General features: G+C 39.9%; 14 protein-coding genes and 1 riboswitch. Of the genes, 8 read left to right on the forward strand and 6 right to left on the reverse strand.

The features are described from left to right. The first annotated feature begins 177 nt into the window (after positions 1–177). The 3 genes from AB1Z56_RS18805 to dnaK all read left to right on the forward strand — a co-directional run bounded on the left by AB1Z56_RS18805 (position 178) and on the right by dnaK (position 5,779). A complete protein-coding gene (locus AB1Z56_RS18805; protein ID WP_309365631.1) occupies positions 178–2,865 on the forward strand; it encodes a TonB-dependent receptor in 2,688 nt (895 codons plus the stop codon). Continuing rightward, a complete protein-coding gene (locus AB1Z56_RS18810) occupies positions 2,858–3,742 on the forward strand; it encodes a GLPGLI family protein (RefSeq protein ID WP_309365629.1) in 885 nt (294 codons plus the stop codon). The genes AB1Z56_RS18805 and AB1Z56_RS18810 overlap by 8 nt, the downstream gene beginning before the upstream one ends. A 132-nt stretch (positions 3,743–3,874) precedes the next feature. After that, positions 3,875–5,779: a molecular chaperone DnaK gene (gene dnaK, locus AB1Z56_RS18815; RefSeq protein ID WP_120335073.1), complete on the forward strand. Its 1,905-nt coding sequence runs from the start codon at positions 3,875–3,877 to the stop codon at positions 5,777–5,779. Between the two features lie 111 nt (positions 5,780–5,890). Here the strand turns inward: dnaK and AB1Z56_RS18820 are convergent, their stop codons facing one another. The 3 genes from AB1Z56_RS18820 to AB1Z56_RS18830 form a co-directional block, all read right to left on the reverse strand. Then, entirely contained in the window at positions 5,891–6,574 is a 684-nt protein-coding gene (locus AB1Z56_RS18820) for a TIGR02117 family protein (protein ID WP_309365627.1), read from the reverse strand. Positions 6,575–6,672: 98 nt separating this feature from the next. Next, positions 6,673–7,584 carry a sugar phosphate nucleotidyltransferase gene (locus AB1Z56_RS18825; RefSeq protein WP_120335075.1) on the reverse strand — a complete coding sequence of 304 codons (912 nt, stop codon included), beginning with the start codon at positions 7,582–7,584 and terminating at the stop codon, positions 6,673–6,675. Positions 7,585–7,718: 134 nt separating this feature from the next. After that, positions 7,719–9,260, reverse strand: a complete 1,542-nt coding sequence (locus AB1Z56_RS18830; protein ID WP_309365624.1) for a helicase HerA-like domain-containing protein — start codon at positions 9,258–9,260, stop codon at positions 7,719–7,721. A gap of 168 nt (positions 9,261–9,428) precedes the next feature. Between AB1Z56_RS18830 and AB1Z56_RS18835 the strand changes: the two genes are divergently transcribed. The 5 genes from AB1Z56_RS18835 (at position 9,429) to AB1Z56_RS18855 (ending at position 15,205) form a co-directional block, all read left to right on the forward strand. Further along, on the forward strand, positions 9,429–9,767 hold the full coding sequence (locus AB1Z56_RS18835) for a hypothetical protein (protein ID WP_309365622.1): 339 nt from the start codon (positions 9,429–9,431) through the stop codon (positions 9,765–9,767). Positions 9,768–10,001: 234 nt separating this feature from the next. After that, positions 10,002–11,543: a SulP family inorganic anion transporter gene (locus AB1Z56_RS18840; protein WP_309365620.1), complete on the forward strand. Its 1,542-nt coding sequence runs from the start codon at positions 10,002–10,004 to the stop codon at positions 11,541–11,543. Positions 11,544–11,748: 205 nt separating this feature from the next. Continuing rightward, on the forward strand, positions 11,749–12,396 hold the full coding sequence (locus AB1Z56_RS18845) for a carbonic anhydrase (protein WP_309365618.1): 648 nt from the start codon (positions 11,749–11,751) through the stop codon (positions 12,394–12,396). 178 nt (positions 12,397–12,574) lie between these two features. Beyond that, positions 12,575–14,245, forward strand: coding sequence for a glutamine--tRNA ligase/YqeY domain fusion protein (locus AB1Z56_RS18850; RefSeq protein WP_309365616.1), 1,671 nt, complete (start codon positions 12,575–12,577; stop codon positions 14,243–14,245). A gap of 294 nt (positions 14,246–14,539) precedes the next feature. Beyond that, positions 14,540–15,205, forward strand: a complete 666-nt coding sequence (locus tag AB1Z56_RS18855) for an OmpW/AlkL family protein (protein ID WP_309365614.1) — start codon at positions 14,540–14,542, stop codon at positions 15,203–15,205. Between the two features lie 146 nt (positions 15,206–15,351). Here the strand turns inward: AB1Z56_RS18855 and AB1Z56_RS18860 are convergent, their stop codons facing one another. The 3 genes from AB1Z56_RS18860 to AB1Z56_RS18870 form a co-directional block, all read right to left on the reverse strand. Continuing rightward, positions 15,352–18,381 (reverse strand): glycosyltransferase family 117 protein, encoded by a 3,030-nt coding sequence (locus AB1Z56_RS18860; protein WP_426789862.1) that lies wholly within the window; start codon positions 18,379–18,381, stop codon positions 15,352–15,354. Positions 18,382–18,612: 231 nt separating this feature from the next. Continuing rightward, positions 18,613–19,569 carry a methylenetetrahydrofolate reductase gene (locus tag AB1Z56_RS18865; RefSeq protein WP_309365610.1) on the reverse strand — a complete coding sequence of 319 codons (957 nt, stop codon included), beginning with the start codon at positions 19,567–19,569 and terminating at the stop codon, positions 18,613–18,615. Positions 19,570–19,639: 70 nt separating this feature from the next. After that, positions 19,640–19,742, reverse strand: a riboswitch (SAM riboswitch). Between the two features lie 217 nt (positions 19,743–19,959). After that, entirely contained in the window at positions 19,960–20,811 is an 852-nt protein-coding gene (locus tag AB1Z56_RS18870) for a hypothetical protein (protein WP_309365608.1), read from the reverse strand. Between the last annotated feature and the right edge of the window lie 67 nt (positions 20,812–20,878).

The raw sequence follows: 20,878 nt of genomic DNA on the forward strand, positions 1-20,878 counted from the left end.
CCCAAGGTCAACAATCTGTATTGAATGCAATAAAAAATATGATTTTCGAAAAGCACATTTATAGCAACAAAAAATGTCCTCTCCTCTACCTCATATACCAAAGATTTTACATTCAGAAAAGATATTTTACATTTATTAACGATTAAGTAAATTATCTTTGAAAGATACAACCCGTACATGAAAAGATTAGTTCAATTAATACTTTTACTATTTATCGTTATCAACAGTGCTTACTCCCAAATAAACATCAAAGGGAGGATTCTAGATAAAGCAGATGATAAACCGCTTACCAATGCTTCAATTATTTTATTGAATCGCGATTCAGTTCTCCGTTATTTTAACCGAGCCAACGAGGAGGGAAAGTTCCAGGTAAAAAATATCAAACCGGGAAGCTACATTATTTTGGCCACTTATCCCAAGTTTGAACTCTATAGTGATACGATCCAAATCGCAGACAAAGATCTCGACTTACATGATATTAAAATCAATTCTCAAAAAAATGTCTTGCAGGAGGTAATTGTTACCCGTCGTCTTCCAATTACACTGAAAGGTGACACCATCGAATATGATGCAGCGAGTTTTGCAACAGAAAAGAATGCCAAGTTAGAAGATTTACTACGTCGTCTTCCCGGTTTCACAGTTACCGGCGATGGAAGTATCACGGCCCAAGGAAAATCCGTACAGAAAGTGTTTATCGATGGGGAAGAATTTTTTGGTTATGATCCCAAAATAGCCATTCGAAATGTACGGGCAGATGCCGTTGACAAGGTGCAGCTCTATGAGAAAAAATCCGAGGAAGCGGAGCTGTCAGGCATCGATGATGGCGTAAGGATCCAAACCGTTAACGTAGTCCTTAAGGAGAAAGCAAGAAAGGGTATCTTTGGGAACATGGAGGCATTGGCGGGATCCAAAGGATTGTATGCTGGAAATCTCTTTGCAGCCAAATTCAATAAGACTGAGCGCATTGGCATCACGGGCAGTCACAATAACATGGGGAGTTCAAGTGGTCGTGAAGGTTCTTTACGAATGAACAACCAAATTACAGGCGAACCACTGAACACAAATCTTGGGGCCAACTATGAAAATCAGTTCTTCAAAAAGGCCTTAAAGGTAAACGCCAACTATGGTTATGACAACAACAGCAACAAGAACCACTCAGAGACTTACAATAAAAATGTGCTACCTGACCAATCCATTCAGGAAAAAAACAGTAAAAACGATAGCGAGAGACATAGCCGAAGCAATGGTCTCAGGTCGAACCTCAGCATGCGGCTGGATTCCACGCAAAATATGGAACTCCAATCCAATGCCAACTGGGCAAGCAACACGAGTCAGACGTATACAGACAGTAAAACAGGCGATGATTCGGGAAATCCGATCAGCGACTTTAGGGAAAACAATCAATCGAACTCTTCAAGCTCGAACAATAATTTTCGATTAAATTATAGAAAACGGTTAAAAGCGGGACGTTCTTTAAACCTGATGGTCGGCAACAATCACAAAGAATCAGATTCAGAAAGTAAAGTCAATTCACGAACTTATTTCTACAAAACGGGGGATAGCACAATTATCAACCAAACTCGATACGGCAATAATAAAGGTAATGATTTCAATTCTTCGATCAACTTCAATAACCGGATCAACGACTACATCAACCTCGCGTTGGGCTATAGTTTCAATCATTCGAAGAATACAAACACCCAAAGATCAATAGACAATATTACCGAAAAATTGGATTCCCTTTATTCTCAAAATCAGATCGACGACAATACCAATCAGGGTGTTAATGTGCACTTTTCCTATCGCAAAGAAAAGCTGGAGATCAATTTTTCCAACCGCACATTCTACAAGAATCAAAAGTTAAATGATAGTTATAGATCAATCGATCTTGCTCGTAATTTTTGGGACAACAATTTAAATGTTGATGCCAATTACCGTATTTCAAATAGTAGAAATATACGTTTAGCCTATCAAAGTTCCAATATCATTCCATCGTTTGACCAGCTACAACCACTACAGCCCCAGACCAATCCTTTATTTCAACAAGTTGGTAATCCCGACCTAAAACGCGCGGTGAACAATAATATTTCGGCCAATTATAATGCGTTCAGTTTATTGAAAGGAACGAATATTAATATCAACGGGAACTTGTCATTCGTTAACAATCCTATTGTCAACAAAACAACCATACTAGACAATTCGGCTCAGATCAGTTCTTATGAAAACCTATCGGGTAAATCCAACTGGAATGGCGGTTTGAACATCAATCATATGCAGCCATTGGCCAATCGTCGCATCAATTTTAACAAGAGTGCAAACGTCAGGTTTAACAATAGCTATAGCTATACCAAATTTGAAGGCGGACAATCCGGCGGCGAGTTTCTGTTGAATAATGCAAAGAATACCAACTTTAGTTTAGGTTCTAGCTTAAATGAACAAGATTCAGAAGGATTCGATTTTGATCTTTCCGCGAACGCCGGTTTTAATATCCAGCAAAATTCAATCAATACACAATACAACGCAACAAGTTTTCAAGGTGGGACCTCGGCCTATGTCAAATACTTTCTACCGAAGAAGTTTAATATCATGGCCAACATATTCTATAGCTATACAGGTCCCACGAAACTCTATAAGAAATCAATCAATCAATTTTATACCAATATCGAATTGGAGAAAAAAGTACTGAAGGATGAGAGCATGACACTCAGCTTAAAGGCCTTTGACCTTTTCAACACGTTTAATAACACACGCCGCAATTCGAGTGACACCAATTACTCTGAATCTGTTCAACAGGTATTAACACAGTATTTTTTGGTCGGTGTAAAATGGGATTTTAATAAATATCTAGGAAAAGGAAATGATTAAAAAAATATATTTAACAGTAATCATCTGCTGCCTATTCGGTTTATCGCTTCAGGCGCAATATGCCTATTTTGGAAGTAGGGGTACGATCAGTTTTGACAAAGTCACGTATACGAAAGCCCGCATGCGTCAGCTCTCTAACGAGATGAGCTCGAAAAGGATGGACAGAGGTATGGGAATGTCGGAATATCTAGACAGGATGCCAGATTCGCATACAGAAAAACTAAACTTCTACTTTGACGAGAATTCTACCGTGTTGATGCCTGAGGAAAGCATAGATAGCGAAAAACAACGTGGTGAAGTAAAAATGGCTGCACCTACAATAACATCGTCCAATGGCAGAGGGGGTAGATCTCAGGGTGCAGCCCGAATCGGAGGAAACCAAAGGGGGCAATTTAGAGGCGGTGCCAACAAGAACGGCAAAGTCCTCTACCAGGATCTAAAAGCTGGTACAGCAGACATTCAGCTTGACATTGACGAAAAATACATTCTTTCAGAAACTTTGGACAGCATTACCTGGCGTTTCACCGAGGAATTCCGCAATATTGCCGGAGTAAACTGCCGCAGAGTCAATGGTGCTACCAAAGACTCACTCTATCTGATCGCTTACTATTCGGAAGAGATTCCAGTCTCGGCAGGACCAGCATTAAGCCATGGCCTCCCAGGCATGATATTGGGTCTTGTCATCCCTGAAATGCACATTCAATATTGGGCTACAAATATCGCCTATACCAATAAACTTGTTCCTGCTGACTGGCGGGATAAAAAATCAAAAAAAATGAAACTTGCTGAATTCTCGGAAATCTTTGGCAGATATATGCCACGCAATCGCCAAAACGAGTCAGCCAAAAAAAGGATATTAGAACAACTGGTGTATTGAAAATGTCAGTTTGGCAGTACCTAAGGACAAATTGATGACAAATAGTGTTTTTTTTACAAAACTTTTGGATTGGCATAAGGGTTGATAATAGACTGATAGAATTTATTTAAGTAAAAAATTAAAACACAAGATATGTCTAAAATTATAGGAATTGACTTAGGTACTACAAACTCATGTGTTGCCGTAATGGAAGGTAACGAGCCTGTAGTAATTACGAACAACGAAGGTAAACGTACAACTCCTTCGATCGTAGCTTTCGTAGAAGGTGGCGAGCGCAAAGTTGGGGACCCAGCAAAGCGTCAAGCAATTACTAACCCACATAAAACTATTTATTCCATCAAACGTTTTATGGGACTTTCATACGATGAAGCTGTAAAAGAAGCTGAACACGTACCTTATAATATCGTTAAAGGTGACAACAATACACCGCGTGTAGAAATTGACGACCGTAAATATACACCACAAGAGATCTCTGCAATGATTCTTCAAAAAATGAAGAAAACAGCTGAGGATTTCTTAGGTCAAGAAGTAACTGAAGCTGTTATTACAGTTCCTGCATATTTCAACGACGCACAACGTCAAGCAACAAAAGAAGCTGGTGAAATCGCTGGTTTATCTGTAAAACGTATCATCAACGAACCTACAGCTGCAGCTTTAGCTTACGGTTTGGACAAAGCACACAAAGACATGAAAATTGTTGTGTTTGACTGTGGTGGTGGTACACATGACGTTTCGGTATTGGAATTAGGTGACGGTGTATTTGAAGTTAAATCTACGGATGGTGATACTCACTTAGGTGGTGATGACTTTGACAACGTAATCATCAACTGGTTAAATGAAGAATTCAAAAGCGAAAACAATGGCTTTGACTTGAAAAAAGATCCAATGGCATTGCAACGCTTAAAAGAAGCTGCTGAGAAAGCGAAAATCGAATTATCAAGCGCGACTTCTACTGAAATCAATTTACCATATATCACTGCAGATGCAACTGGTCCAAAACACTTAGTTCGTTCATTATCACGTGCTAAATTTGAGGCTTTGGCAGCTGACTTGATCAAGAGAACAATTGCTCCTTGTGAGTCTGCATTGAAAAATGCTGGTTTCAGCAAATCTGATATTGACGAAATTATCTTAGTAGGTGGTTCTACTCGTATCCCTGCAATCGTTGACGCTGTAAAAGCATTCTTCGGAAAAGAGCCTTCTAAAGGTGTAAACCCTGATGAAGTTGTCGCTTTAGGTGCTGCAATCCAAGGTGGTGTTTTGACAGGTGAAGTAAAAGACGTTTTATTATTGGATGTTACTCCACTTTCATTGGGTATTGAAACAATGGGTGGTGTGATGACTAAATTGATCGAAGCAAATACAACAATTCCAACTAAAAAATCGGAAACGTTCTCTACTGCTTCAGACAATCAGCCATCTGTAGAAATTCACATCTTACAAGGTGAGCGTCCTATGGCAAACCAAAACCGTACAATCGGCCGTTTCCATTTGAATGACATTCCACCAGCTCCTCGTGGCGTTCCTCAAATCGAAGTTACTTTTGATATTGATGCCAATGGTATCATCAAAGTATCTGCAAAAGATAAAGCTACTGGAAAAGAACAAAATATCCGTATCGAAGCATCTTCAGGTTTGTCTGACGACGAAATCAAACGCATGAAAGAAGAAGCTGAAGCAAATGCTGATGCTGACAAAAAAATGAAAGAAGAAGCTGACAAAGTAAATGCAGCTGATGCTTTAATCTTCTCAACTGAAAAACAATTGAAAGAATATGGCGATAAAATTTCAGCAGATAAAAAAGCGCCAATTGAAGCGGGCTTAACAAAATTAAAAGCTGCTTACGAAGCGAAAAACTTTGCTGATATCGATGCTGCTTCTGAAGAATTGCAAAATGCATGGAATGCTGCTTCTGAAGAAATGTATGCTGCTTCTCAAGGTGGTGCACAACAACCTCAAGGTGATGCAGGTCAAGCTCAAGGTGGAAACCAAGGTGGTGATGATGTAACTGACGTAGATTACGAAGAAGTGAAGTAATCACTCCTCCTCATAAAAAAAGCTCCGGGATTAATCCTGGAGCTTTTTTTATGTCTATCATTTTCACTATCCCACTTCACATTCAACGAGATCCTGCTTATGGATTTCTAGCTACTTCTTATTTTTATAGTGGCTTAATATTCCTTTGTCCAATGTCGCCCATATACCTGCTGGCATAGCCGCCTTCTTTAAGGCATTATTTGTCCAGGTATTGCAGGAATAAAACATGCTATAGGCTCCCTTTGCTTCATAAAAAGCGTCTGAATCACCATACTGTGCATCTGTTTTCACCAAGATAGTTTCCGCTTGATTTCGATCCAACGAATCTTCTATGTATTTTATCAGATCCCGATATTGGGATCTACTGATTTGATAAGCAAAACATAACTCATCCTGCTGAACTGAATTGTAATAGGTCACATGAATGGCAGACTCCCCCAATCCAAAGGCAGCAACAAAGGCCGTCGATGCTTTCAGATCCTTCCATTCTGGTGTATCTAAATAGAATCCTTTATCACCCCAACCGATACCCACATACCGATATCCGCTATGTTTACCAACCGTATTTGCATAAGGAAATAGCAGTGACCAATCCATTTCTTCGTTGACGACGGGCACTACAATATCGGTATGAATTCCATTGGACTGAACAAAAACCTGAATCGTCTTCTCTTCGTCTATATTTTTTCTTGGAGCCGAAATTCTCGACAGGCTGTATTCTGCAACAATATAGAGCACGCAAAAAGACAACAATCCTAAAATAAGATAACCTAACACTTTAAGAATTTTTTTCATCTAAGATCTATTTCCACTCATTCATCTAGCATACAGGGCAAAAAAAAACCTGTATTGCTTGACAATACAGGTTCAATATAAGGTATTTCTTTTAGCTCTTAAAATAACTTTTCTGGATATATTCCATCAGCTACTAATTTTGAAATTGATTCTTGTACGATAGGTTTATCTTCTTTATAAGTTACGCCAAACCATTTCGAAGAAGTTGGGATCACTTTAAAATCAGCCAACTTATGTTTCACCATATAATCAGGGACAGAAGGGATAAAAAATTCTGCTTTTAAATTCTCCTTATTTTCCTCAACAAATGCAGGGAACATCGCCTGGGCTACTTCGAAAATCTTTGGTGTAAAACCCCAAAAATTCATCGAAACGCGAGTTTTTGGATCTAGGTCTGTTTCAACACCATTTTCTTCATAAACGATTTTACGATCGTCACCTTCACCTTTATAGTATATATTTGTACGTTCAGTTACACTTTCCATGTGGCCAGAAGGGGTAACCTCACATACTCCGCGTGAAACATAACCATAATCAGACATGGTATTTCCAACCTGGAAGCCCATCAATGACATTTGCTCATCAGAAACTTCGGTTGTTAAGAATTGGGCCATTTTTTGAAAAGAATCCGAGCCATAGAAATCGTCTGCATTGATTACACAAAAAGGTTCATGCACTTTATCCTTAGCGCTCATCACCGCATGGGCAGTACCCCAAGGTTTAGTTCTTTCGATAACGTGGTTAACACCGAATTTTGTTAGGTCAAAATCTTGAAAAGCGTAATCTACTTCTATTTTACCTTTCAATTTTTCATCAAATACCGATTTCATCTTTTCCAGAAATTCTTCCCGGATAATGAATACAACTTTTCCAAATCCTGCGCGAATGGCATCGTAAATTGAATAGTCAATAATTGTCTCGCCGTGTGGGCCAAAACCATCTACTTGTTTTAAAGAACCATACCGGCTAGCCATTCCTGCTGCCAAAATCAAAAGGGTTGGTTTACTCATATTTAAATTGCGTTAATAGAATTTTCTTTTCGTCCGCAAACTTAGCTAAATTTGCCCTTAAAAGCAAATTTAGCTAAGTTCAGCTCCACCTTCAAAGGTATAGTATTGAAACGAAAAGAATCAAAAAATTATTGTTATTTCTTTTTTAAGAATGCGTTTAATAACCCCGTCGCCAATTTGCCCAAAAACTTAACGCCTTCTCTTGCTAGAGTCGTTGTCGCCGTTCGTTGTGCAGCTTCCAAAGGCGTCTGTCTCCTGGAAGAAGGCCGACTTGCCTTCTCCGCTTCTTTTTCCTGCGCCGCACGTTGTTGTTCCTGCTCAGCGGCCTGCATTCGCTCATCTATGATTTCAGCCGCAGAGCGATTTTCTTGCCGCTCCTGGTATTTTGCACGCAAATCAGACTGGTTTATAATTTGGTTCACCGTCGCATCATCAGCCGGGCCCATCACGGCACGCGCTGGCACCAGATGTGTAGCAACAACCTCTGTAGGAATACCTTTATCATTCAATACCGTAATTAATGCTTGTCCAGTACCCAAAGAAGTCAAAACCTGATCTATTTCATAAAAATCGGATTTTGGATAGGTTTTTACGGTCTTCTTCAGATTTTCGGCATCGTTGGGTGTAAAGGCTCGCAATGCATGTTGCACACGATTCCCCAGCTGGGCCAATACAGATTCCGGCACATCGGTTGGAGACTGTGTACAAAAGAAAACACCGATCCCTTTCGATCGAATAAGGCGAATGATTTGATCTACTTGTGTCAAAAAGGCTTTAGGAGCCCCATTGAACAGAAGATGGGCTTCATCAAAGAAAAAGACCAGCTTAGGTTTGTCCAAGTCACCCACCTCAGGCATATTTTTAAACAGCTGTGCCAACAAGCTCAATAAGAACGTAGAATAAAGCACCGGCTGATCTTGCACATCAGAAATATTCAATAGGCTAATCACCCCTCTACCATCGACCTTTTGAAACAAATCGTTGATATCAAACTCTTTCTCGCCAAAGATATGAGCCAAACCCTGCTGCTCCAAGGCGACGATCTTACGCAGGATGGTTCCCGAGCTTGCCGAACTAATCTTACCATAATCAGCTTTGATCTCTTCGCTACCGGGTCCTTCTGAAAGGTAAGTCAGCAGTTTCTTCGTATCTGAAAAATCGATCAACGGCATCTGGTGATCTTGTGCATATTTGAACATCGCAGCCAATACTCCCGTCTGTGTTTCATTGAGTTCGAGTATCCGGCCCAGCAAGACCGGACCAAAATCTTCTACAGTAATCCGCATCGGAATCCCCTTATTGCCGGAAAGTGAATACAGTTCTACCGGAAACGACGATGGCTCAAACGGTACCCCCACAGCATTTCCCCGATCAATAAGTGCTTGGTTGGTCACCCCTGGCACTGCTAGGCCCGATAGGTCACCTTTTACATCTAGCATAAATACAGGCACAGAGCCATCAGACAATTGTTCAGCAATTAATTGTAGCGTACGTGTTTTACCAGTTCCTGTGGCTCCGGCAATAAGTCCGTGACGGTTCATCATTTTCAAGGCTAAATTCACTTTTGCCTCTGCCAAAATTTCGCCATTAAGCATTCCCGCTCCCAGATAGATAAATGCTCCTTTGGGATTATAGGAAGCCTGGACCTTCTCAATAAATTGTTCTTTATTTGCCATACGAAAGGCTTAATGTTTATAAATCAATAAAAATTGAAAACTTTTCAAAAAATAATCTCTTCGTCACAATTTCGTGCCAAATTTTATTTTTAGTGCACTATTAATTTGAATTTAACATAGAATTACTATTTTTACGATGTAAAACAGTAAGATTAAAGGTAATAAAAAATGTTAAATAAGCGGTTTAGATTTGTGGCAGCATTCCTTTGTGCTATCATCTTTTTCACAAAGATGGCCATCTCTATTTCGCCTATTTTTTCCAACAGTTTAGATCAAAGCACCATCTTACAGGTCGTTTTACAACTGGAAATAGAAAACAATAACGGCGCAAGTAATGATACACTTGAAACCGCCTCAAAATTTTTCAATACAAAAACAGAAGAACCTATTGTATTTGAAACCATTATCGTTGAGAACCAAGGAAAACAGAAGAATTATCTTAAAAATGAGAAAAGCATTTTAGCTTTCCATCCTACGGTTCCAACACCGCCTCCTAACTATTCATAAAGGCATCCTTAAGGGGTGTACTCCCATCGACCTGCATGCGAAAGAGAAAGCATGTGTGGTATCCTTGATTTTTCTGAAGTAATCTGTCTGCTCTAGCATGATCGAATTTTATCGTTGGATTTACCCAGCACAACGCATTTTTTAATGCTGCATGTCAAACGATATACGCGACATAATGCTGCAGTAACGTAAAGGTTGCCAGATGAATTTTTTTTACAGATAAACACAAATTTTATGTTTGGAACTCGTACGTCGGCTTTTCTAAAATTATCGAAAAGAGACTTAAAATATGACTTCCCTGCTAGTGTTGTGGTGTTTTTGGTGGCACTTCCATTATGTTTGGGAATTGCAATGGCCTCTGGTGCGCCATTGTTTGCAGGATTATTGACTGGTGTAATTGGTGGAATCGTTGTCGCTTCAATCAGTAAATCACCACTCAGTGTAAGCGGACCAGCTGCTGGTCTTACAGTTATTGTCTTAGGTGCAATTCAAAGCCTAGGTGCATATGAAACCTTTCTACTTGCCGTTGTAATCGCCGGCGTAGTGCAAGTTATCCTTGGTATATTAAAAGCTGGGATGATCGGCAATTATTTCCCTTCAGCGGTCATTGTAGGGATGCTGGCTGCCATCGGTATTACAATTATCATGAAGCAAATTCCCTTGGCATTAGGCTTGATAGAAGCACATGCCTTCGAAATGGACAATGGACACGGTATTGGCGCCTATTTTGATACAATAGTCTCTGCGATCAACTTTGGCGCCTTGATCATTTGCGCCTTATCATTGGCTATCCTTATCTTTTGGCCATCTATTCCAAAGCTCAATAAGATTCCGGCCCCATTGGTTGTCGTGATTCTAGGCGTAAGCTTAGCTTATCTTTTCAACGGTTCAGCATTCCAATTGCATGACAAACAATTTGTTCTGGTACCTATTGTAGGATCATTTTCCGAATTCACAGGATTATTTACCCTTCCAGATTTCACGCAGATTGCCAACAAAGAGGTGTGGATCGCAGCATTTACCATTGCGATTATCGCCAGCCTTGAGACCTTATTGAGCATCGAGGCCGTTGATAAAATAGACCCCTACAAAAGGAATACGCCAACTAACCGCGAACTTGTTGCACAAGGGATCGGAAATATGACAAGCGGACTTCTAGGAGGTCTGCCACTGACATCAGTCATTGTACGCTCATCGGCCAACGTAAATGCAGGTGGAAAAACCAGACAATCGGCAATCATGCACGGCATTTGGCTGCTAGTCGCGATGCTTGCCATCCCGACAATGCTGAATATGATTCCTTTGGCCTGTCTGGCGGCTATCCTCCTCCATACGGGGTATAAATTGGCTAAACCTAGTTTGTTTACCTCCATGTACAGAAAAGGTCTAGATCAATTTATCCCATTTTTTGTCACTATTGTAGCAATTGTATTTACCGACCTCCTTATGGGCGTAGGAATAGGTATTGTCGTGGCGACATTCTATATCTTGAGAGCAAATATGAAAAATGCTTTTAAATATAATATTGAAAAAGACAATGAAGAAGATAAAGCTGTCATTACATTAGCTGAGGAAGTATCATTTTTGAATAAAGTTCCCATCCAGCAGAAATTGTACAGCTTACCAAAATCGATCAGCAAAATCCGTATTGATGGGACATTCAGTAAATTTATAGACAAGGATGTCATCGAAGTCATCAAAGATTTTGAACAGAATGCAAGAAGTAAGGGCAAAGACATCGAACTTTTGCAGGTTGTCTATAAGAAACCTTCATAGGGTACAGGCCTACGCCGTATATCGTAAGCCGTTACCTTCCATCGTTCCGCCAACAACTCTGGGTTGAAACAGGGAGAACGATTATTGAATATCAAGAAAAGATTTTCAATAAAAATAAGTTGTTTGAAGTAAACAATGAATTTAGACATTTGTATTATTATAAAATAAAAACGACGCCTTCGGGCAAGAGTGAAATAAGAAGAATATGGAAAATAAAGATTTAAAAATAGGATTTGACAATATCATTAAAGGAAATAGAGAGTGGATGGACTTCGTAAAGAATGACAACACAGGACGTTTTCAACAGCTTTCTAAAGGTCAAAATCCGGAAATTCTTTGGATCGGTTGTGCAGATAGCCGAGTACCTGCAAATGAATTGACAGGTACAAAGCCGGGAGAGGTATTCGTACATCGCAATATTGCCAACATGGTCATTCACTCGGATATGAGTATGCTTTCCGTATTAGACTATGCCGTGAATGTGCTGAAAGTAAAACATGTGATTATCGCTGGTCACTATGGCTGCGGTGGTGTTGCGGCTTCTTTAAGCCGTAAGCAGTATGGTATTATCGACAACTGGCTGGGTCATATCAAAGATGTATATCGCCTACACAGTGCAGAGATCGATGCGATCCAAGAACATGACAAAAAAGTGGACCGTTTAATTGAGCTCAATGTACAAGAGCAAGTTTTTAATCTGTGTGCGACGTCGATCATTCAAAATGCGTGGAAAGAGCGTGATGATCTTGCAGTACATGGCATGATTATCAATATCGGCACGGGAGAATTGATCGATCAACACTGCACTTTTACCAATAATGATGAGCTAGGTGAAGTCTTCGCTTATAAATAGAGTAGTAATAAAAATCGGTAAAAAGGGACGAAGTTTCGTCCCTTTTTTATTGAAGGTCCAAATGTTATTAAGTCTCCCCATTCTTACCGAAACAGCTAGCACATTCGATCGCTCATACTAAGCCGAATATCTACGATCTCCTAGCTAATATCTCGCCGCGAATAATTAACTTTGTACTATGAGTGAAGAAAAATCATTAAATTTTATCGAGGAAATTGTCGAAGAGGATCTTCGTACAGGAAAGCATGGCGGACGTGTATTGACACGTTTTCCTCCTGAGCCAAATGGTTACCTCCACATTGGTCACGCCAAATCCATCTGCTTGAATTTTGGATTAGCACAGCAGTATAATGGCAAGACTAATCTACGTTTTGATGACACTAACCCTGTCACTGAGGATACGGAGTATGTTGAAAGCATCAAGAAAGATATTCAATGGCTTGGATTCCAGTGGGCAGAGGAATTATATACTTCAGATTATTTTGAGACATTATACAGTTATGCAGTTGAGCTAATCAAAAAAGGTTTAGCTTATGTTGACGATAGCACAGCTGAAGAAATTGCGGCAGCAAAGGGCACTCCTACAGAACCGGGGGTTCCAACACCATACCGCGACAGAACTATTGAAGAAAATCTGACTTTATTCGCAGACATGCGTGCCGGAAAATACAAAGATGGCGAAAAAGTACTCCGTGCAAAGATAGATTTGGCTAGTCCAAATATGCACATGCGCGACCCTTTGTTATACCGCATCAAACACGCTCATCACCATAGAACAGGCAATCAATGGTGTATCTATCCGATGTATGATTTTGCACATGGACAATCCGATTCCATTGAGAAAATTACACATTCGATCTGTACATTGGAGTTTATTCCACATCGCCCACTTTATGATTGGTGTATTGATAAATTGGAGATTTTCCCATCTAAACAATACGAGTTTGCCCGTTTGAATATGACCTATACGGTCATGAGTAAACGTAAGTTGTTGCAACTGGTCAATGACAAATTTGTCGAAAGCTGGGATGATCCGCGCATGCCAACGATTTCAGGATTGAGGAGAAGAGGTTATACGCCGGCAAGTATCCGCAACTTCTGTGAGAAGATTGGTGTTCAAAAACGCGAAAACATGATTGATGTCAGCCTTTTGGAATTCTGTATCCGTGAGGATCTCAACAAAACGGCATGGCGCAGAATGGCTGTACTTGACCCGATCAAATTGGTGGTCACAAACTATCCGGAAGATCAGGTTGAGGAACTTATTGGTGAAAACAACCCTGAAGTTGAAGGCGGAGAAGGCTCACGCTCCATTCCATTTTCAAAAGAACTTTGGATAGAGCGCGATGATTTTATGGAAGACGCTCCAAAGAAATTTTTCCGCTTGGGACCAGGTCTTTCCGTACGTTTAAAACATGCTTACATCGTCACCTGTCATGATTTTGTGAAAGATGAAAATGGAAAAGTAACAGAAGTGCATTGTACCTATGTTCCAAACTCAAAATCAGGAGAAGACACTTCAGGATTAAAAGTAAAAGGAACAATCCACTGGATCTCGGTTCCACATGCAAAAGAGGCCGAAGTGAGACTGTACGACAGATTGTTCAATGATGAAAATCCTGCTGCTGCCGAAGATTTTAAAGCATCGATCAATCCTGAAAGCCTACATATTATTGAACGTGCTTACATCGAACCGGATCTTGCAAATGCAACCTCGGAGAAAGGATATCAATTTATACGATTGGGGTATTTTACCTTAGATACACATTCAACTCCAACTCATTTAGTCTTTAACCGTACGGTTACATTAAAAGATTCTTGGGGTAAGGAAGTGAAGAAAAACGCGTAAAACCGTAACTTATAAAATAGAACAGGTCGGATTGATTCCGACCTGTTCTATTTTACAGCCATTCCTATCCATTCAATATTCTTTGGCATGCAGGATTTCTATCCCCATTAATCTTGCTAAACTAAACTCCAGCCCCCTTCTTCCCATACTTTCCTTTTTTTAAACAGTAATTTATAAAGATACGCCATCTGCAATAAGCAAAGCATTGTATCATTCATTTTTCAACCTGATTATCGTCACTTTTTTGCTGTGGTTTTAGCAATAGTTTTACAGCAAACAAATACCATTAACGATATGAAGAAGTTACTTTTAATTGCACTAACCCTCACCTTGGGCGCATTAAGTTTACAGGCACAAACAATCCCTAATCAACGCTGGCAAATGAGACTGAGAGGTGTGACAGTCATGCCAAACGAATCGGCCAATATCAACACAATAGGCGGAGACGTCGACATCAATACGAAATTTATCCCTGAACTGGACTTCACCTATTTCTTCACAAAAAACATTGCTGCGGAATTGATCCTTGGGACTACAAAACATAAAGTTAATACAACAGGTTCAAATCTGACTGCCATTGGTGGCAGTTCATCCAGCAATGTCGATCTTGGCAGCGTATGGCTCCTTCCTCCCACACTGACTGCACAATACCATTTCTTTCCCGACGGTGCCATTAAACCTTATGTAGGTGCGGGAATAAATTACACCATATTCTATAACGTCAATGCGGGACAAACGGTTAAGAATGTAAAATATGATAATGCTTTCGGTTTTGCGACTCAGCTGGGAATTGATTTTAAGCTATCCGAAAAATATTTCGTGAATTTGGATGCGAAGTATATTCTTTTAAAAACCGATGTCAATGTTGATGCATCAAATCTTGCACCTAACTTATCCATACCGGCAAAAGTAGACATCAACCCCTTCCTGCTCGGCTTTGGAGTCGGCATGAAATTCTAATCATTTGGCTCATTCCCTATCCTATATGTATCGAGGCCTCTTCCAATATTTTAGAAGAGGCCTCATCTGGTTTTTTTACCTCAAATATAGCGGTCAATTTGCCGTTTAGGCAGACCGGGTAAATTTGGTTCAGTTTATCATCAAAATTATTCTATTCCGTACCAATTTTGATATTGCTGTCTCAAGCGCTCAACTCGTGCCAATCGCTTGGTATCTTTTGCTTCCAACAAGATAGCCTTATACCGGTCTACAGAGTCCAAACCGGTCTGAATATCATTCCACTCGAAGCTCAGGTTTTTCTTATCCGACACCAACTGATGTAGATACTCCATATTTTCAGCAACATAGTCAAGGTTTCGGTCCATCATCCTGTTGGCTAGCTGAGGTTGCCCCGAGCGATACAGACTGTCAATAATATCTGCATAATTGATGGCATCCGACATCGCATATACACGATCAGGTAATTGATCATATGCTTTTTTTGCTACTTCTCCAGCTTGTTTGACCTGACCATTGACCAAGAGCATTCGGGCAGCTTTTCCAAATATATCACGGGCATACATGCTTGCAAAGCGAAACGAATCTGTATCCAAGTATCTTGCATTTTTAACATTACCCCAATTGTACGTATGCATAATATTGTTATATAACGCTTCTATGTTAACTAGCCCTCCCTGCTCACTTCGTTTTCCTATCGACTGATCTGTAGCAGTAATAGGCATTAACCGGGATGTAAAGCCCTCATTGACCAGGTATTTATCCAAACCCAATTTTATGTCACTTGGTAGCATATTCGAAAAATATATTGGTCTGTCCCAATGATTATTTTCAAGCACCGACAACAAGGTTAAATCCGCCCTGGTCAGATGATCATTCGGAATTTCCCATTCCATTGCAGAAACAATAGCTCCTTGAAAAGAAGCCGGGACCGCATTTTTCTTAACCACCTCCTCTTTATCAATGCGCAATTGGACTTTCTTGGAAGGGAAATAGTTTTCCATATCACCAGAATTCAACTGAACCTTATAATCCGGGTCATCCGATGTAACAAACTGTAATAATTGCTGTATATCTACGGCATTGTCAAGTTGTCTATCCACAAAAGGAATATAATCACGGACGCCTTTTTTTGTCTTTTCAGCTGGAATCGTCACAGGGAGACCTGCCGCTTGATAGGTTGGTTGCTTAGCCTGTTGCATATACCAATCGCCAGTGAGATAGCTTAAAACGACAACCCGGACATCCGGGCGTACTCCCTCCACTTCTTGCAAATACCAAACAGGAAATGTATCATGATCTCCATAGGTAAATAGGATCGCATTTGGAGCACAGGATTCTAAATAATTACGTGCCATATCCCTTGCCAACGATTTCTCAGAACGATTATGATCATCCCAATTTTGATAAGCCAAAATAATAGGACCTCCCAATAAAGCGAAAGAAATACCCGTCGCTAATGCGTACCGTGTTTGTACAAAACGGTTGAAAAACCGAACAAATGCAATTACCCCCAGCCCGATCCAGATCGCAAAAGCATAGAAAGACCCTACGTAAGCATAATCTCGTTCCCGAGGTTGCATCGGAGTTTGGTTGAGATAAACAACGATCGCTATTCCCGTAAACACAAACAGCAAGGTCAAGACCAAGGTATAAGGTTTATTGTTTTTATACAACCAGATCGCACCGGCGATCCCCAAAAGCAGCGGAAGAAAGAAATAGGTATTCCGGCTCGGATCATGCTCCTGCGATTGGGAGAGTTTATCTTGCCCCCCTAAACGCCAATTATCTAATGGTCTGATCCCCGACAACCAGTTGCCGTCACTATAGGTCCCATATCCTTGCCTGTCATTCTGTCTACCAACAAAATTCCATAAGAAATAGCGGGTATACATATCGCCTAGTTGAAAATTAAAAAAGAACTTAAAATTATCAGAGAATTGTGGCTGTTGCCCCTCCTTTAAATTAAGATAACTTCTATAATAAGCCTGATGGGCCCCATCTTGACTATATATGCGTGGAAAGAAAGTTTCCTTATCAAACTTATACTTATCAACCTGACTAAAAGGAATATATCCGGATTCATCTTTACGATAACCCGTTTTACTTTCGACACCAACGGCTTGTGAATCATAATAGGGTCCTTTGAGTAAAGGCTCTCGAATATATTGCTCCCGGCTCAAATAACCTAAAAAAGAAAATACATTGTCTGGCGCATTATTGTTAAGGGATGGGTTGGCTTTTCCCCGGATCATGACCATGGTGTAAGAGCTGTATCCAAATAAAACAAAACAAAAAACCAACAAAGCGGTATTGAGTGTATATTTCTGCTTTTTATTGGAATAATATAGACCATAAATTATCAATCCCCCTAATAATAGGCAAGAGAAGAAAATTCCGCTACCAAATCCCATTCCTAGTGAGTTTACAAATAAGAGATCCACTTTAGCCGCTAAACCGACTAACCATTGAATAATTCCCCACAAAACTGCGCCCAAGATCAGTACGCCTACGAGGAAAGCTTTTATTGTCCCTTTCGCACTAACCCGGTTTGCCCTTCTGAAATAGACAACCATTGCGATAGCCGGGATTGCTAAAAGATTTAATAGATGCACTCCAATCGAAAGCCCCATAACAAAAGCAATAAAAACCAGCCAACGATCACTACCTTCTTCATCTGCGCGGACTTCCCACTTTAAAATTGCCCAAAATACGACTGCCGTACATAGGGAAGACATTGCATAAACTTCAGATTCTACTGCCGAATACCAAAATGAATCGCTGAAACTAAATGCCATTGCACCGACAATTCCTGCGCCGAAGATCTGCAGACAGGTTGATAAAGAAGCCTGTTTGTTTTTATTAAGTATCTTTTTGGCAATCGCCGTTATTGTCCAAAATAAAAAGGTCACGGTAAGTCCGCTGCAAACTGCAGAACCTATATTCATCCAATAGGCGATCTGCCCCTTATTCCCTAAAGCGAGATTAGAAAATATATTCTGAATAAGAAGAAACAATGGTGCTCCGGGTTGATGTGCCACCTCCAATTTATAGGCACAGGCGATAAATTCACCACAATCCCACCAGCTTACGGTCCTTTCTACCGTAGCGATATACACACATGTAGCTATAATTCCGCAAGCAAAACCGAGTAGAGAATTTAATCTGTTATACGTCATAAGGTCAATTGGTCTATTGTTAAAATCCTTTTTAGCACTTTAAGTTAAAAAGTTATCTTGACTCCAATAGGTTAATTAACACTATTTAACACAAATAACTGACAATAAACATGCTACTCAGGTTATATAAGTCGGTTTATAAAAAATCCGTAAAAGTCAGATCAGATGGCAGTTTCCATAGGGGTATACGAACAAGAAAGGGAGCCTATATGCTCCCTTTCCGTTTACCATTTATGCTATCTTTTCAACAATCTTCTTTGTTGGACCAGGATTACTCATCGTATAGAAATGTAATACCGGAGCGCCAAATTTAATCAGCTCTTGACATTGCTGTACCAGCCACTCCTCGCCGACTTGTCTGACGTCGGCATTCGTTTTACATGCCGCGACAGCGTCACTTAGTTCCTCCGGAATATCTAAATGGAAGATCCGAGGCAAAGTCACCAATTGCTTTTTCGTTGTCAATGGTTTTAGTCCAGGAATAATAGGCACATGAATTCCATTGTCTCTACATTTTGTAACAAATTCCTTGTATTTTTCGACATTAAAGAACATCTGAGTCACAATAAATTCCGCTCCCATATCGACTTTTTGTTTTAGATATTTAAAGTCCGTGTTGAAATTTGGTGATTCAAAATGCTTTTCGGGATACCCCGCTACGCCGATGCAAAAATCAGTCTTCTCTGATGTGATAATATCTTCATGCAGATACTTCCCTTTATTCATATCAGTTACCTGTTCCAATAGATCCGTTGCAAAAGCATGTCCGCCATCGGTTGGGATAAAATCGGCATCTCCTTTACGCGCATCCCCCCGCAATACCAAAACGTTATCTATACCCAAAAAATTCAAATCGATCAGTGCATTTTCGGTTTCCTCTTTCGTAAAACCACCACATATCAAATGAGGAACGGCATCCACTTTATATTTATTCATGATGGCAGCACATATCGCCACTGTCCCCGGACGTTTACGATAAGATACGCGCTCCAGTAATCCACTCGCATGCTCCTTGTAGATATAATCTTCTCGATGGTAGGTTACGTCGATAAAAGGGGGCTTAAACTCCATCAGTTCATCCATGGTTTTAAAAATACTTTGGATACCCTGTCCCTTCGCCGGTGGCAATAGCTCAAAAGAAAACAATGTCTTTCCTTTGGCATTCTGGATATGATCGATAATCTTCATTAAAAAACTGTTTTTAGTTTGGTTGGCTTACATCGAAACGCACAAGTCGAGGAATCGTTTATCTACATGTAACTTATCTTTCCCACATGGAGCAGGGTAGAATTTAGCACCTTGAACAATACAGGTTGCTAAGGCTTCACTGGGTCTAGTCCCTCGGCCTTTCTCTATAAGCGTTGCTAATATCGTTTTAAAAAATCAAAAGACAAAAATATTTTTTCGAAAAGGCAAAAATAGCGACAAAAAGACTGCAATAAATACGGCTTCAGATTTATTCCCAGGCAACAACAGGAATTTACACGCCACCAAAAACCGACGATTTTAAAAAAATAGGTGAAAGTAGCGATTGAGGTTCATGGACTAAGAAGATATTGACTGAATCATAACAGTTGACTAAAGATTAGTCGCCAGGGAATTCCGTAGATTTTTGAGATAAAATGTGATCAATAAGAGCCCTGTAACATGATACTCCTCTTTCGACCCATATTTAAAACCATCAAATAAATATTGATAAGCGAGCAATGCATTCTGTTCGTTGTAAAACAATTCTTTCCATGATGCAGGAACGTCTGCCCACTGCTTTAGCACAATACCATTCTCAGCATAGATAATTGGCGATTCAACACCATCCATTCGATAATCGTGATGTGTACCGGAACTTGATATATGCTGAAAATAAGCGATAGAATAATCTACAAAATTCAAAGCTCTGGCTTTTATCTCCTTTTCATTTTCTGATTTTACAGGCGCGTTCCGCCAGAGATTCACTTGGCTATCAAATTTACTGGGCGTCTCCCGAACAAGGGTTTTATCTAACGCAAAATTGATATAAAGTCTTTCGGTAGTGGGGACACGTGCTGAGTTAAACTGTGAAAAATCACCTCTCAGCTGAACAAAACCATCTTTTACCTTAATAATATCCAATGCGACGCTGCCTTTTTTCTCATCAGTCAATTCTAATCGATCTCCATTGAATCTATACTTGCCGAAAAGTAAGATATCATCAATCGCCAGGACAAACTCGTCTTTATCATGAAGTGAGAGAAAGGATCGGTATATAGTAGGATCATTACCATAGGTATCTGCCTCCACATTTTGGGGAGATTCGCTTTTTAATTTACGATACTCTTCATTTGAATAACCAAATATCATTTGGTAATTGCCTTCAGGAAACTCCTTTTTCTTTCCAAAGAAAGCACAAGAAGACAACGAAAATGTGAATAGCAGCAGTAATAACGGTTTCAAAATCAATTAATAATTATGGCCAATAATAATACACGAACCAAGATAAGAAATTACTGCAATAGTTATA

This window comes from Sphingobacterium sp. WOUb80, from assembly GCF_050058145.1.
Taxonomy (GTDB): Bacteria; Bacteroidota; Bacteroidia; order Sphingobacteriales; family Sphingobacteriaceae; genus Sphingobacterium.

Bases quoted from the DNA above. Each gene is read 5' to 3' on its own strand.
- AB1Z56_RS18805 (WP_309365631.1), top strand. From the start codon at position 178: ATGAAAAGATTAGTTCAATTAATACTTTTACTATTTATCGTTATCAAC.
- AB1Z56_RS18820 (WP_309365627.1), bottom strand. From the start codon at position 6,574: ATGAAAAAAATTCTTAAAGTGTTAGGTTATCTTATTTTAGGATTGTTG.
- AB1Z56_RS18855 (WP_309365614.1), top strand. From the start codon at position 14,540: ATGAAGAAGTTACTTTTAATTGCACTAACCCTCACCTTGGGCGCATTA.
- AB1Z56_RS18810 (WP_309365629.1), top strand. From the start codon at position 2,858: ATGATTAAAAAAATATATTTAACAGTAATCATCTGCTGCCTATTCGGT.
- AB1Z56_RS18830 (WP_309365624.1), bottom strand. From the start codon at position 9,260: ATGGCAAATAAAGAACAATTTATTGAGAAGGTCCAGGCTTCCTATAAT.
- AB1Z56_RS18865 (WP_309365610.1), bottom strand. From the start codon at position 19,569: ATGAAGATTATCGATCATATCCAGAATGCCAAAGGAAAGACATTGTTT.
- AB1Z56_RS18845 (WP_309365618.1), top strand. From the start codon at position 11,749: ATGGAAAATAAAGATTTAAAAATAGGATTTGACAATATCATTAAAGGA.
- AB1Z56_RS18840 (WP_309365620.1), top strand. From the start codon at position 10,002: ATGTTTGGAACTCGTACGTCGGCTTTTCTAAAATTATCGAAAAGAGAC.
- AB1Z56_RS18860 (WP_426789862.1), bottom strand. From the start codon at position 18,381: ATGACGTATAACAGATTAAATTCTCTACTCGGTTTTGCTTGCGGAATT.
- AB1Z56_RS18850 (WP_309365616.1), top strand. From the start codon at position 12,575: ATGAGTGAAGAAAAATCATTAAATTTTATCGAGGAAATTGTCGAAGAG.
- AB1Z56_RS18825 (WP_120335075.1), bottom strand. From the start codon at position 7,584: ATGAGTAAACCAACCCTTTTGATTTTGGCAGCAGGAATGGCTAGCCGG.
- dnaK (WP_120335073.1), top strand. From the start codon at position 3,875: ATGTCTAAAATTATAGGAATTGACTTAGGTACTACAAACTCATGTGTT.
- AB1Z56_RS18835 (WP_309365622.1), top strand. From the start codon at position 9,429: ATGTTAAATAAGCGGTTTAGATTTGTGGCAGCATTCCTTTGTGCTATC.